Raw genomic sequence first — 14,284 nt, forward strand, 5'->3', positions numbered from 1 at the left:
TTCCTCACGGCAGCTAACTGACATATCATTCTGACATTGGTAAACAATTTAGGTGATCTATCCATGCGTCTTGAAGTCTTTTGTGAGGACCGCCTTGGTCTGACCCGTGAACTGCTTGATTTACTTGTGTTACGCGGTATCGATTTGCGCGGGATTGAGATCGACCCCATCGGGCGCATCTACCTCAATTTTGCCGCCCTGGCTTTTGATACATTCAGCAGCCTTATGGCTGAAATTCGCCGCATCCCTGGCGTTACCGATGTACGCCGCGTGCTGTGGATGCCCTCTGAAAGGGAACATCGGGCGTTAAACGCGGTGCTTGAAGCGCTGCCGGAGCCGGTGCTGTCGCTGGATATGAAAGGGAAAATCGAACTGGCGAACCCCGCAAGCTGCCAGCTTTTTGCCCTTGACCAGCCGAAACTGCGCAACCATAACGCCGTGCAGTTAATCGCCGGTTTTAATTTCAGCCGCTGGCTGGAAAGTGACCCGCAGAATTCGCACAGTGAACATGTCGCCATCAACGGGCAAAATTTCCTGATGGAAATCACCCCCGTTCATCTGGAAGGCGAAACGGGCGAGCCGGTTCTGACCGGGGCGGTGGTGATGCTGCGTTCCACCGTGCGGATGGGGCGGCAGCTACAGAACCTGTCACAGCAGGACCTTAGCGCCTTTAGTCAGATTGTGGCGGTGAGCCCCAAGATGCGTCAGGTTGTTGAGCAGGCGCGCAAGCTGGCAACGCTTTCCGCGCCGCTGCTGATTACCGGCGATACCGGCACCGGCAAAGATCTGCTGGCCCATGCCTGCCATCTCGCCAGCCCGCGCGCGGCAAAACCCTACCTTGCGCTTAACTGCGCCTCTATTCCCGAAGATGCCGTGGAAAGTGAACTTTTTGGTCACGCGCCGGAAGGCAAAAAAGGCTTCTTTGAGCAGGCGAACGGTGGCTCAGTGCTGCTGGATGAGATTGGCGAAATGTCGCCGCGTATGCAGGTCAAGCTGCTGCGCTTTCTTAATGACGGCACCTTCCGTCGCGTCGGGGAAGATCATGAGGTGCATGTCGACGTGCGCGTCATTTGCGCCACCCAGCGTAACCTGGTGGAACTGGTGCAAAAAGGGCTGTTTCGTGAGGACCTTTATTACCGTCTTAATGTACTGACGCTCAATCTGCCGCCGTTACGGGAGCGCCCGCAGGATATCATGCCGCTGACCGAACTGTTTGTCGCTCGCTTTGCCGATGAGCAGGGCGTACCGCGGCCCAAGCTTGCCGCCGACCTGGCGAATGTGCTCACCCGCTATGGCTGGCCTGGCAATGTTCGTCAGCTTAAGAATGCGGTCTACCGGGCGCTGACCCAGCTGGAGGGCTACGAGCTGCGCTCGCAGGATATTCTGCTGCCGGACTATGAGGCGTCAACGATGCCGGTGGGCGAAGAGGCGATGGAAGGCTCTCTGGATGAGATTACCGGCCGCTTTGAGCGTTCAGTACTGACGCAGCTTTATCGCAGTTATCCGAGCACCCGTAAGCTGGCGAAACGGCTGGGCGTCTCTCATACGGCGATTGCCAATAAGCTGCGGGAGTACGGCCTGAGCCAGAAGCGGGGCGAAGAGTAAAAAAATGCCCGGCAACTCTCAGGCGCCGGGCAGAAAATCAGTTTTTCAGCAGTTCCAGCGCGGAAGCGTAGTCCGGCTCGTTGGTGATTTCATTCACCAGCTGGCTGAAAACAACGTTGTCGTTTTCATCAATCACCACCACAGCGCGCGCCGCCAGGCCTTTCAGTGCGCCTTCGGCAATGCCCACGCCATAGTTTTCCAGAAACTCAGGATTACGCAGGGTGGAGAGGGTGATGACGTTGCTCAGGCCTTCCGCGCCGCAGAAGCGAGACTGGGCGAAAGGCAGGTCAGCAGAAATGCAGAGTACAACCGTGTCGTTGACGCTGGTGGCAAGCTCGTTGAATTTGCGCACGGACGCCGCGCAGACGCCGGTATCAATGCTCGGGAAAATGTTAAGAACTTTGCGTTTGCCGGCAAACTGGCTTAATGCAACATCGGACAGATCTTTCGCCACAAGAGTAAAAGGCGCGGCTTTTTCGCCAGCCTGCGGGATCTTACCGGCTACGGAAACGGGATTGCCCTGGAAATGGACGAGCTGTGACATATATATCTTCCTGTTTACATATAGTTAACGTCATCGCTAGTGTATTCCTAAAGTACGGAGCACGGCAAACCTAATTTCACACCTATACCCGTCATACTTCAAGTTGCATGTGCGTTGGCTTTCCTCGCTCACCCCAGTCACTTACTGGAGTAAGCTCCTGAGGATGGATGAGGGACATCCATGTCCCTCACCGAAGGCAGCCTTTGGCTGTTCAAATTCGTTCCAGACGAATTTGTTACTGCGTCGCCGCCTTCCTGCAACTCGAATTATTTAGGGTATATAATCGAAAGATTACCGCCACAGGAGAGATGGATGAGAAGCGTCAAGGTCTATGAGGAAACCTGGCCGTTACATAGCCCCTTTATGATTGCTCGCGGCAGCCGCAGCGAGGCGAGGGTGGTTGTGGTCGAGCTTGAAGAAGACGGCGTAAGGGCGTCCGGAGAGTGTACTCCTTACCCGCGTTACGGGGAGAGCGAGGCGTCGGTGATCGCGCAAATCATGACCATTGTGGAAGACCTGGAAGCGGGCCTCAGTCGGGACGCCTTACAGACGCTGTTGCCCGCCGGCGCGGCGCGTAACGCCGTGGACTGCGCGCTCTGGGACCTGGAAGCGCGCCAGCGGCAGCTAACGCTCGCGCAGCACGCAGGCGCAAGCTTGCCGGATACGGTAACGACGGCGCAAACCGTGGTGATAGGCACGCCGGAACAGATGGCGGCCAGCGCGGCGGCACTATGTGAAAAAGGGGCCAGCCTGCTTAAAATCAAACTTGATGACCATCTGATCAGCGAGCGTCTGGTGGCGATTCGCGCCGCAGCACCCGAGGCGACGCTGATCGTCGACGCGAACGAAGCCTGGTCGGTTGAAGGGCTGGCGGCACGCTGCCAGCTGCTGGCGGATCTTGGCGTCGCCATGCTGGAGCAACCCCTCCCGGCCAGCGATGACGCCGCCCTGGCGAATTTTATCCATCCATTACCTATCTGCGCCGATGAGAGCTGCCACACCCGCGACCAGCTGGCGGCGCTGACCGGACGTTACGAGATGATCAATATCAAGCTGGATAAAACCGGGGGCTTAACCGAAGCGCTGGCGCTGGCTCAGGCTGCCCGCGAACAGGGTTTTGGCCTGATGCTCGGGTGCATGATCTGCACCTCCCGCGCCATTAGCGCAGCGTTACCGCTGGCGGGCGGCGTGCGCTTCGCCGACCTGGACGGGCCAACCTGGCTGGCGGTAGATGTGGAGCCGGCGCTCCGTTTCACGTCGGGACAGCTTCATCTTGCGGCGTTATAGCGCAGCAGGGCGGTCATTGCATTAAGGTACTTCTCGCTGGCTTCATCCGCCGAAACCGGCGGGAACTCCAGCGTAATGCAGTGCAGGTTAATATCCGCGCACCAGCTGCCAAAGGAGCCTGGCGTTTCATACCCGACGCTTGTAACCAGCGGCAGCGCAAACTCATCAGCCAGCCATTCACCCAGCGGGCTGCGCCGGGGATCTTCGACGCAGGCCAGCGGGTCGTGAAACGACACCACCCACGCCGGATGCAGGCGATGAATAAGCTCGCACAGCGCCCGCGTTTCCGGCTCGGAGCCGGGGGCATCCCCGGTTGACAGCACCACGTCGCGCTCGTCGGCGGCGCTATTCCAGCGATAGACCGTATCACCCGTTTTCCAGTTAGCCGCCGGGAAGTTGCGGTTCAGATCAACGCCGTTGGCATTAGCGCGCAGGCCAAGCTGGCACCCGTCCGGGTTCACCGTCAGCACCACATGGTGGCGGCGCAGCTCAGGTTTTAGCGCACGTAGCGCGCAGGAAAGCGTAATAATCGACGACGTTTCGTCGCCGTGAGTGCCGGCAATAATCAGTCCGCTGGCATGGGAGGCGAGCGCAGCCGGAAACCAGAGCAGCGGCGCGCCCAGCAGCGAGCGGCCATATTGTTCGCTTCCGGTGGGAAACGCGCCGCGTTCCGGGCGGGGGCGTAGGGCTGGCATAATCGTCCTTAGTCTTATTGGCTTTAGGTAAGTGTCGGGCATCTTCCGCGCCGGGGCAAATGGTTGCCGCTTGCCGTAAAACGCACCGCCGTCAATTTTCCGTGGCGGAAGGTTTGCATTCCTTCTTTCTAAAACAAATAATTACCTCATCTTTCGCCCGGCTTCAAATTATAAGGGGATCTCATGAAGCATCCTGTCTCATTGATCGGTAGTGCACTATTACTTTGTGGTTACGCCACCCAGGCCCTGGCCGCAGATGTGCCGCAAGGCGCGGTACTGGCGCAAAAGCAGGAGCTGGTACGCCATATTAAAGATGAACCGGCAAGCCTCGACCCGGCAAAAGCCGTCGGCCTGCCTGAAATTCAGGTTATCCGCGATCTTTATGAAGGGCTGGTGAACCAGGATGAGAAAGGGGAGATCGTTCCGGGCGTCGCAACTCGGTGGCAAAGCAGCGACAACCGCACCTGGACCTTCACCCTGAGGGATGATGCGAAATGGTCGGACGGCACGCCGGTCACGGCGGCGGATTTTGTCTACAGCTGGCAGCGTCTGGTTGACCCGAAAACCACCTCGCCATTTGCCTGGTTTGCAGCCCTGGCGGGCATTGGTCATGCGCAGGAGATCATTGACGGCAAGGCAACGCCGGACAAACTGGCCGTGAGCGCAGTTGATGCGCGCACGCTCAAAGTTCAGCTGGATAAGCCGCTGCCGTGGTTTGTTAACCTGGCCGCCAACTTTGCTTTTTATCCGGTGCAGAAAGCCAATGTTGAAAGCGCAGCGGACTGGACGCAGCCGGGCAAGCTGGTAGGCAACGGCGCTTATGTGCTGGCAAACCGTGTCGTGAATGAAAAGCTGGAGCTTACGCCAAACCCGCACTACTGGGACAACGCCAAAACGGTTATTAAGAAAGTGACCTTCGTACCTATCAACCAGGAGACGGCTGCCACTAATCGCTATCTGGCGGGTGGCATCGACATTACCGAGTCGTTTCCCAAAAACCAGTACCAGAAGTTGATGAAAGAGATCCCCGGCCAGGTTTATACCCCACCGCAGCTTGGCACCTACTATTACGCCCTCAATACCCAAAAAGGGCCTACTGCCGATGCCCGCGTTCGCCTGGCGCTTAGCATGAGTGTCGATCGCCGCATCATTGCAGATAAGGTGCTGGGAACCGGGGAAAAACCGGCATGGCGTTTTACCCCTGACGTGACCGCAGGCTTTAAGCCACAGCCTTCCGCTATGGAAGGGGCGAGTCAGGCTGAGCTGAATGCGCAGGCGAAAACGCTGTTACAGGCGGCGGGTTATGGTCCGGGGCGGCCGCTTAAGCTGACGCTGCTCTATAACACTTCTGAGACCCATCAGAAGATTGCTATCGCCGTGGCGTCGATGTGGAAAAAGAACCTCGGCATTGATGTGAAATTGCAGAATCAGGAGTGGAAAACCTATATCGACAGCCGCAATACCGGTAATTTCGATGTCATTCGCGCCTCATGGGTAGGGGACTACAACGAGCCCTCAACCTTCCTGTCGCTGCTCACTTCCACCCACAGCGGCAATATCGCCCGCTTTAAGGATCCGGCGTATGACAAAGTCATCGCTCAGGCCGCGATGGAAACCAATGCCGAGGCGCGTAACGCGGATTACAACAACGCTGAGAAGATCATTGCCGAAAAAGCGCCCATCATTCCTATCTATCAGTACACCAACGGTCGCCTGATCAAGCCATGGCTTAAGGGCTACCCCATCAATAACCCGGAAGATGTGGCCTATACCCGCACCATGTATCTGCTGAAACACTGATGAGTAGCGGTTGCCTGTGAGTAGCAGGCAACCGCCGCGTTCAGGCCGGGCGTATCAATAAACGCGTGATTCGCTGGCCTTCCAGCTATAGTCGCCGCTGGCGGTTAACGCATCGCCAAGCTCCTGATAATCGAATTGATAAAACTCCGCGCGGGCCTCATAACCGGCGTAGTCGACGGCGGCAAGGCCGACGAACGCGCCGGTAAAGAACCCGCCGTAGCTTTGCAGGACATAATCATCAGACAGGACAGCGGCATCTAACCTGACGGGGATTTCAGTGAACGCAATCCCGTCAAAGCTGTACTCATAACTGTATGTTTCCTTCCTGACTTTGGTGCGGAACCAGACGTATTCAACATCATCCGGCACCTTAATGGCCTCGTCTTTTAAATATGAGGTATATTTCCCGCGGTTGTTTTCGCCAATTTCGATCACTTTGCCGTTGATTTCATTCCAGGTGATAAAAACAAAGCTCCAGTGGCGATCGTTGTAGTAGTTGGTTAACCCTGCCATTTGCTGATAGCTAAAAGGGTTAAATTTCACTTTGACCGAGGCATCAAAATAGAAGGCCTGCCAGCGGCGGGCAATCAGCGACAGGTTGTGGGTATTGGCTAGCGAGCCCTGGCCCACTAACGTTAATTTGCCGTCGCCCGTGGTGCCCATTTTTTCGCAGAACGGTACCCGGAGGGTATTCCAGTTGCGATCGAGCGTAGCGGAGGTAAATGCATCGTGCTGGCTATTATCTTTTGCGCTCTCGGTGAAAATGGCGTCTTTCGGGCCCTCAACATAGGTCTTCCCGCCGTGCCCGCCTTCAATCCGTGGCCAGCCGTCTTCATCCCAGTAAACTTTCTGGATAGACGTCTCTCTGCCAAGGGTTGACCAGCCGCGGGGATCGTAGACTGACTCACCGGGGCGGTTCCACGGGCGAGCACAGAGCGAGGCATAGTACCATTCACCTTCGGGGGTGGAGACCAGCGCGCCATGGCCTTGCTTCTGGATATAGCTATCGGGGGTATCAACGTTCGTTAAGAACACCTCGCCCGGCTCAGTTTCAAAGCTGTTGGCATCTAACGTTTTTGAACGCGCAACCACCTCCTGGTGCGTGAATACAGTCCCACCTTGCGCAGCGAAAAGATAATAATAGCCGTTCAGTTTATAAAGGTGCGGCCCTTCCACGAGCGCCACGGCAGTACCCCGATAAAGCGTGCGGGCGGTTTCCGGAATTAATTTGAGGGTCTTTGTATCAAGTTCCGTCAACGTAATGCCATCGAACGGATGATGGTACTCCCGATGATCCCAGGTTTGCTGCACTATATATTTCCGGCCATCATCATCGTGGAACAGCGAGGCATCAAAACCCACGCCGTTAAGCTTAATGGGTTCTGACCACGGGCCGTGAATATCGGTTGCGGTGGTCAGATAGTTAGTCATGTCTTTAAAAGCGCCTTCGGTTACTTTGACATCGGTATAAACTAACCAGAATTTATCATCCGCGTAGGAGAGCGCCGGTGCCCAAATTCCTCCAGAGGAGGGATTGCCTTTCATATCCAGCAGCGTCTTTGTCGACAGTGGGGCAGGGAGAAGATTCCAGTGCGCCAGGTCTTTTGACTCATGAAGACGAACGCCAGGAAACCACTCAAAGGTAGAGTTTGCGATATAGTAAGTGTCCTTGACGCGAATAATGCTCGGGTCGGCATTGAATCCACGTAAAATAGGGTTTTGAATAAGCGACATATCATTACACCTCGTTAAAATTAAAAGTTACATACGCATTGAATTTATTGTTTTGAACTACACGCGTATCTCATCCAGCTGGCGGTTAATGTCGGTGACATTTTTATCGGTGATGGGATAGACCTGAATAACGATCATGGCGATAACCGCTAAGGCAATCGGGATCCAGACCGCAGTCATGATAATTCCATTGATAGCGCTGGCACTTTGCAGCGCGCCGGTTTCATTAAAGCCGTACACCGCCAGCAACCAAAGAGGAATAGCGCCGCCGATAGTAAACCCTACCTTGAAAAAGAGCCCCATAATGGCATTGATAATGGCCGCATTACGCTTGCCGGATTTCAGTTCGCCATACGCAATGACTTCTGGAACCAGCGCCCACATGAATCCGGTGGCTGATGTTAACCCCCACTGTTTGATAAAAGTGGCGATGTAAGCCAGCCAGAGCGCATCGTGCATCCCCTCGCGTGACCACACCCAGGTCAACAGTTCACCGACAATAAACATGGCCAGGAACAGATGGAAGAACCCTTTTTTGCCGAAAATTTTCTTCAGCCGCGGCCAAAAAATCGGGAAGGCGATCCCCGGAATGGACGCAACAAGGCCAACGGCGCCCATCCACTCCGAATGTCCGACAACGTACTGATTGAAAAAGCCATTTACCGTGTTCATAAAAAACATAAACGTAAAGCCCAGCATGAAAAACAGGCCGAGGATAACGAGCGGACGATTACGTTTCAGTTCCAGGAAGAGGTCGGTCGTTTTTACGCTGGCAGTCTGTTCAGCCGTTGCGACAACACGCTCTTTGGTGAATTTGTAGCAAATGAAAAGTGCCGCAGCGCCGATTATCATATAAATCGAGTAAACGCCGAACCAGGCATAGTTCGCGGAAGGGTCGGTATAGTTCCCCAGATTGAGTTCAATGCCAAAAAAACCCGTATCCTTCAGGCTGCGATCTTTCGGCGAGGCCATTTGTACAAACATAGGGAACAGGGTATAGACAAGAAGATTGGCGCTGTTGGCCAGCATCATGCGCGTACTGGTTAATTTATCGATGGATTCCGGGTCTCTGGTTAGGGAGGCATTGAGAGAACCATAAGGAATATTGACTACTGAATAGACTAAATCCAGCGCCAGATAAACGATGAAGGCAAAGGGTACGGAACCTCTGACGCCAGGAATAGGGGCGAAAAGTAAAGCGGAAAGGATCACCAGTGGTACGCCAGCTCTTAACAACCAGGGACGATATTTCCCCGCCGCGTACGTCCTTTTATCAACATACGTTCCCACCATGGGGTCCCAAAAAACGTTGATGATGCGGACAAAGAGAAATATAAACCCTGCTGTCGCCGTACTGATGGTATTAACCGTCAACATATGTAGTGCAAGAAAGCCGCCTATCGTGCCGAAAACAAGGTTTTGCGCAAAGTCGCCCATCCCATAACCAATGCGCTCTCCGCGCGTTAATATATGATATTCATCATGGCGACTTTGCATATTGTTGTTACTCATTCTAAGCAGACTCCAGGTTTTGTGTAGGTGAAATACTTTCTGACACAAATGTTCTTGCTGAATCTATTACGTTTTCAAATTAACTAATTATGTTTTTTTACTTCTGTGATCGTCGATGCAAAGCCTCAGGAGAGCCATCTTTTCAATAGAGTAAGTTTTTGTGTGTCAGCAATATCACGGTAGTTTTCTAATAATTCAAAAATGGTGATTACTTTCTTTCATGGTTAATTTAAAGTACTGTTGAAAAGTACAGGAATAGTTGTTTTGAGTAATTATAGGGTGCCGTTATTTGCGAGGTGGTTCACATTTGCGTGTTTTCTTAATTACGGAGTGAAATAACGTAATTGAGTGCTTTGCCAGAATAATACAGGCTATACCGTTGCCGCTGATTTCCCTGTAAACGTTCGAATGGTTGATTCAACCTTATTAAACGCAAGGTAATTATTAACTGAATAAATAGCCTGCCTGAAATAGTGATAGCCGGGCCGGGTGCGAAACCCGGCCAACAATGACCAGCGCAAAAGGCGTCTACGCTGCTGGATGATGCGGGTAAAAAAAGCCCGCTTCACGGGAAACGGGCACAAAAACTGGAAGCAATGTGAGCAATGTCGTACCGAATACCTGAGTGTTTTGCTCAACTATTCAGTATTGAGAAAGATAATTCTTATCATTTAACCTTGCAAGCTTTTTTTTCAATGAGCGCAAGGCCGCTGAACATGCGGGCTGTATACGAACAAACCCGACGGCAACACGACTTTGGTCAAAAAACGGCCAGTAAAGTGTGGTATAGTGGTTATGTTTTAATCACCCATGAGGATGTTATGCATAGCGAACTTGACCCCACGCAACTGGCCATCGAATTTCTGCGCCGCGACAAAAGCGCATTAACCCCAGCAGAGTATCTGAAAAAGCTCAAGCAGCTCCGGCTGGAATTTGCCGACCTGCTGACCCTCTCGCACAGTGAGTTAAAAGAAGAGATTGATTTTGCCTGGCGTCTGGGTATCCATTAATGGTTATCCACTGAAACGCGCCCGTAAGGGCGCTTTTTTTATTTAAATCATTTATTTTTTCAGGCGGAATAGTGATTATCGGCAACGGTAAATATTTCTTTACCTCGCTGTTTTATTTCAGCAGTGCTTAAATAGAGTGTAGGCTTTCTCATAAGCTAATTAATTTAATCACTTCGCTATTTCTATATGATATATTAAGCTTAAAATTAAGCCTCAAACAGTGTTTTTCACTGAATCCTGTTTTTATTTCGTAAAAATCAGCGTTATAACCATGACTTAAGTAAAACTGCATCGCGTTCAAACTGAACATGTCCACCAGCCATTTTCCTGATGAAAAAGTGTATTTCGAATGCTATAAGAAGCTTACCCCTCCAGATGTCATTGTTGGTGCCCTATGCTTAAAAACATTAGCGTCAGAACGTTTATTATTTTATTTATGCTGGTTTCTTTTTTGCTGATGGATGTGGTAGTTATTATCATCGCGAAAAATAGCGCTCTGCTCGCCGCAATAAGTCTGGTGTGGCTGGTGACGCTGGGGTTGCTGTGGTTATATATGACACACTATTTAGTGACCCCAATTAATACCGTTAAAAGAAGCATCGAAGAAGTTACCGACGGCAATGTCTCTGTCACTATTCCTGATTTTGGTAACAACTGTGCGGGCCGCCTGATACCCGGAATCAACAACTTGTCCCGGAGTATCGCCACGCTGGTAGGGGAGATTCGCGCCTCTTCACAGAGCGCGATGGAGCTCTCGGATGAACTGGCTTCCCGCAGCGCGGAACTCTCTGTTAAAAGCGAAGAGCAGTCCGCTGCGCTGGTGCAGACCGCGGCCAGCATGGAAGAGATGGCCAGCAGCACAAAAAATAATGCGGAAAATACCCGTCTCGCCAGCACCCGCGCCAGCGATGCGAGCAGCAACGCCCTGAAAGGCGGCGATCTGATGGGCCGGGTAGCGAAAAACATGCAGTCCATTACCGACTGCGCGAACCAGATGACAGAGATCATCAGTCTGATTGATGGCATTGCTTTTCAGACCAATATCCTGGCGCTGAACGCGGCGGTGGAGGCGGCGCGGGCAGGGGATCATGGTAAAGGTTTCTCTGTGGTTGCAGGCGAAGTGAGAAGCCTGGCGCACCGCAGCGCGGAAGCGGCTAAAAATATTAAAAGCCTGATTGCGGTCACTACCGACAACGTGACGCAGGGGGCAACGGTGGTTGCCGAAGCGGAGAAAAATATGCATGAAATCGTCTCCGGGGCCAGCGTAGTCAGTAAGCTGATGGATGAGATTGCCGTCTCAACGCTGCAGCAGGAAAAGGGCATTGCCCAGATCACGCTGGCGCTCTCCGAGCTGGAAAAAGTAACCCAGAGTAATGTGTCGATGGTAGATGAGCTGGCAGGATCGTCAGATGTTTTAAAAACCCAGGTAACGGAGCTGCAACAACGCACCGCCAAATACCGGCTGGCGCACCCGCAGCCCGCCGCAGAAATAAAGCCCGCTCAGTCAGCTCCGGCGCGGCGTCGCAGTGCAAAACCGCTTGTCCGTCCTCAGGAGACGCACTGGCAGTCCTTCTGATCCCCTGCGGCGCCTGGCTCATGGCGCCGCCTTTTTCATTATTTTCTGCAAATTCAGCACCATGATTGCACTACCGGCACAGATGGCTAGACTGACAACAGCAAACAGGTTGAAAGTGGAGGCGCTGTGGAAGCGATCAGAGGACGTGATGTCGATATCCCGGATGCGGTTTTCGCATGGCGATTCGATGGGAAGGGGGGCGTTAAGCCGCTCAAAGAGGACGATATCATTGATGCGCAGCATCCCTGCTGGCTGCACCTGAACTATACCAGCCCGGAAAGCGCCCAGTGGCTGGCAACGACCCCCCTGTTACCGAACCCGGTACGTAACGCGCTGGCAGGTGAAAGCCTGCGCCCACGGGTAAGCCGTCTGGGCGAGGGGACGCTGATCACGCTGCGCTGCATTAACGGCAGCACGGATGAGCGCCCCGATCAACTGGTGGCGGTGCGGGTGTATATGGACGAACGGATGATTATCTCCACGCGCCAGCGTAAGGTGCTGGCGCTGGATGATGTCGTCAGCGATTTACAGGAAGAGACGGGGCCGACTGACAGCGGCGGATGGCTGGTTGATGTCTGCGACGCCCTGACCGACCATGCCAGCGAGTTCATTGAAGAGCTGCACGACAAAATCATCGACCTTGAAGACAATCTGCTGGATCAGGAGATCCCGCCTCGTGGCTTCCTGGCGCTGCTTCGCAAACAGCTCATCGTTATGCGACGCTATATGGCCCCGCAGCGGGATGTGTTCGCCCGCCTTGCCAGCGAACGTCTGCCGTGGATGAACGACGATCAGCGCCGCCGCATGCAGGACATCGCCGACAGGCTCGGTCGCGGACTGGATGAAATCGATGCCTGTATCGCGCGAACGGCGGTGATGACCGACGAAATTACCCAGGTGATGCAGGAGTCGCTCTCCCGGCGGACCTATACCATGTCGCTGATGGCGATGGTTTTCCTGCCCAGCACCTTTTTAACCGGGCTGTTTGGCGTTAACCTGGGCGGCATACCGGGCGGGGCATGGCGATTCGGTTTTTCGCTGTTCTGCATTATGTTGGTCTTCCTGATAGGTGGTGTTACCTGGTGGTTGCATCGCAGTAAATGGCTGTAAAATTTCGCTTTTTTAACATAAATTGAACATAAAAACGCGTTTTACTTTGAGCCATATCAATAAACTACCGTCTCTTCAGGTGCAATATTGATCTCGCAGGTGAATGCAACGTCAAGCGATGGGCGTTGCGCTCCATATTGTCTTACTTCCTTTTTTGAATTACTGCATAGCACAATTGATTCGTACGACGCCGACTTTAAAAGTCGGCTTTTTTTTGCCTCCTGCCCACAGGGGTCTACCCTTAAAGAAGGGTAATTCAAAGGAGGCAACTATGTACAGACATTCGCCGTTACAGATGAGCGACCCGGTGCCGACCGATCCCGTACCGATTCCGGACCCGATACCGACCCCCCAGCCGATTCCCGACCCGCCGCTGGACCCCGATCCGCGGCCCATTGTCGACCCACCGCCGCATATGTAACAAAAAGCCCTCCGTGATGAGGGCTTTTTAACGTTAAGCGGGTAAGCGGCGCGCTTATTTTATTTCCAGCACGTCCAGGCGAGTAGCGCTGAAATCGCCGTCTTCCTCATCCGGTTGCCAGCCAGCGGGCTGCAGCGGAATCTCTTCGCGATCGAATGCCAGATCGCCGCCGTCCACCACCTCGGCGCCATGTTTGATGCCTTTGAAATCAAACAGTGATGTATCGCTGAGGTGCGAAGGCACTACGTTTTGCATCGCGCTGAACATGGTTTCAATGCGTCCCGGATAACGCTTATCCCAATCGCGCAGCATATCCGCAATAACCTGGCGCTGCAGGTTAGGCTGTGAACCGCACAGGTTGCAGGGAATGATCGGGAACCCTTTCGCCTCGGCAAAACGCTCGATGTCTTTTTCGCGGCAGTAGGCCAGCGGGCGAATGACGATATGTTTCCCGTCGTCGCTCATCAGCTTCGGCGGCATACCTTTCATTTTTCCGCCGTAGAACATGTTCAGGAACAGGGTTTGCAAAATATCGTCGCGGTGATGGCCCAGCGCGATTTTTGTTGCCCCCAGCTCTGTCGCCGTGCGGTAAAGAATGCCGCGGCGCAGGCGAGAGCAGAGAGAGCAGGTGGTCTTGCCTTCCGGGATCTTCTCTTTAACGATGCCGTAGGTATTCTCTTCCACAATCTTGTACTCAACCCCAAGCTGTTCCAGATAAGCAGGTAGAATATGCTCCGGGAAGCCTGGCTGTTTCTGGTCAAGGTTAACCGCGACGAGGCTAAAATTAACCGGCGCGCTTTGTTGCAGATTGCGCAAGATTTCCAGCATGGTGTAGCTGTCTTTGCCGCCGGAAAGGCAAACCATAATGCGATCGCCCTCTTCAATCATGTTGAAGTCGGCAATCGCTTCGCCGACGTTACGACGCAGGCGTTTCTGTAATTTGTTGAGGTTGTACTGTTCTTTCTTCGTAACTTGTTGATCTTGCGACAT

12 protein-coding genes are annotated in these 14,284 nt (G+C 53.4%); 7 read left to right on the forward strand and 5 right to left on the reverse strand.

Annotated elements, in window-relative coordinates; translation table 11 throughout:
* The first annotated feature begins 63 nt into the window (after nt 1-63).
* Nucleotides 64-1,605 carry a transcriptional regulator TyrR gene (gene tyrR, locus ENTHG_RS05175; RefSeq protein WP_044175259.1) on the forward strand — a complete coding sequence of 514 codons (1,542 nt, stop codon included), beginning with the start codon at nt 64-66 and terminating at the stop codon, nt 1,603-1,605.
* Between the two features lie 37 nt (nt 1,606-1,642).
* On the opposite strand, the gene tpx is transcribed toward tyrR, so the two are convergent.
* Nucleotides 1,643-2,149: a thiol peroxidase gene (gene tpx, locus ENTHG_RS05180; protein ID WP_044175262.1), complete on the reverse strand. Its 507-nt coding sequence runs from the start codon at nt 2,147-2,149 to the stop codon at nt 1,643-1,645.
* A 312-nt stretch (nt 2,150-2,461) separates the two neighbouring features.
* Here tpx and ycjG point away from each other — a divergent pair, with 312 nt between their 5' ends.
* On the forward strand, nt 2,462-3,436 hold the full coding sequence (gene ycjG / locus ENTHG_RS05185; protein ID WP_044175265.1) for an L-Ala-D/L-Glu epimerase: 975 nt from the start codon (nt 2,462-2,464) through the stop codon (nt 3,434-3,436).
* Here the strand turns inward: ycjG and mpaA are convergent.
* Nucleotides 3,418-4,131 (reverse strand): murein tripeptide amidase MpaA, encoded by a 714-nt coding sequence (mpaA, locus tag ENTHG_RS05190; RefSeq protein WP_044175268.1) that lies wholly within the window; start codon nt 4,129-4,131, stop codon nt 3,418-3,420. The two genes, ycjG and mpaA, sit on opposite strands and share 19 nt — an antisense overlap.
* Nucleotides 4,132-4,314: 183 nt before the next feature.
* On the opposite strand from mpaA, the gene ENTHG_RS05195 reads away from it, so the two are divergent.
* Nucleotides 4,315-5,931 carry a peptide ABC transporter substrate-binding protein gene (locus ENTHG_RS05195; protein WP_044175271.1) on the forward strand — a complete coding sequence of 539 codons (1,617 nt, stop codon included), beginning with the start codon at nt 4,315-4,317 and terminating at the stop codon, nt 5,929-5,931.
* Nucleotides 5,932-5,985: 54 nt separating this feature from the next.
* Here ENTHG_RS05195 and ENTHG_RS05200 read toward each other — a convergent pair whose 3' ends face one another.
* Nucleotides 5,986-7,665, reverse strand: coding sequence for a glycoside hydrolase family 43 protein (locus ENTHG_RS05200; protein ID WP_044175280.1), 1,680 nt, complete (start codon nt 7,663-7,665; stop codon nt 5,986-5,988).
* Between the two features lie 57 nt (nt 7,666-7,722).
* Nucleotides 7,723-9,162: an MFS transporter gene (locus ENTHG_RS05205; protein ID WP_161624522.1), complete on the reverse strand. Its 1,440-nt coding sequence runs from the start codon at nt 9,160-9,162 to the stop codon at nt 7,723-7,725.
* 836 nt (nt 9,163-9,998) lie between these two features.
* Here ENTHG_RS05205 and ENTHG_RS25295 point away from each other — a divergent pair.
* From ENTHG_RS25295 to ynaL, 4 genes are all read left to right on the forward strand, one after another.
* The gene (locus ENTHG_RS25295) at nt 9,999-10,187 is read left to right on the forward strand and encodes a YdiH family protein (protein ID WP_044175304.1); all 189 of its coding nucleotides are present in this window, start codon (nt 9,999-10,001) and stop codon (nt 10,185-10,187) included.
* A 394-nt stretch (nt 10,188-10,581) separates the two neighbouring features.
* The gene (locus ENTHG_RS05215) at nt 10,582-11,763 is read left to right on the forward strand and encodes a methyl-accepting chemotaxis protein (protein WP_044175316.1); all 1,182 of its coding nucleotides are present in this window, start codon (nt 10,582-10,584) and stop codon (nt 11,761-11,763) included.
* 126 nt (nt 11,764-11,889) lie between these two features.
* Nucleotides 11,890-12,873, forward strand: a complete 984-nt coding sequence (gene zntB, locus ENTHG_RS05220) for a zinc transporter ZntB (protein WP_044175328.1) — start codon at nt 11,890-11,892, stop codon at nt 12,871-12,873.
* A 271-nt stretch (nt 12,874-13,144) separates the two neighbouring features.
* Nucleotides 13,145-13,294, forward strand: coding sequence for a proline-rich small protein YnaL (gene ynaL / locus ENTHG_RS25775; protein ID WP_154657534.1), 150 nt, complete (start codon nt 13,145-13,147; stop codon nt 13,292-13,294).
* 54 nt (nt 13,295-13,348) lie between these two features.
* On the opposite strand, the gene ttcA is transcribed toward ynaL, so the two are convergent.
* On the reverse strand, nt 13,349-14,284 hold the full coding sequence (gene ttcA, locus ENTHG_RS05225; RefSeq protein ID WP_044175341.1) for a tRNA 2-thiocytidine(32) synthetase TtcA: 936 nt from the start codon (nt 14,282-14,284) through the stop codon (nt 13,349-13,351).

This window comes from Phytobacter massiliensis JC163, from assembly GCF_000321045.1.
Taxonomy (GTDB): domain Bacteria; phylum Pseudomonadota; class Gammaproteobacteria; order Enterobacterales; family Enterobacteriaceae; genus Phytobacter_A; species Phytobacter_A massiliensis.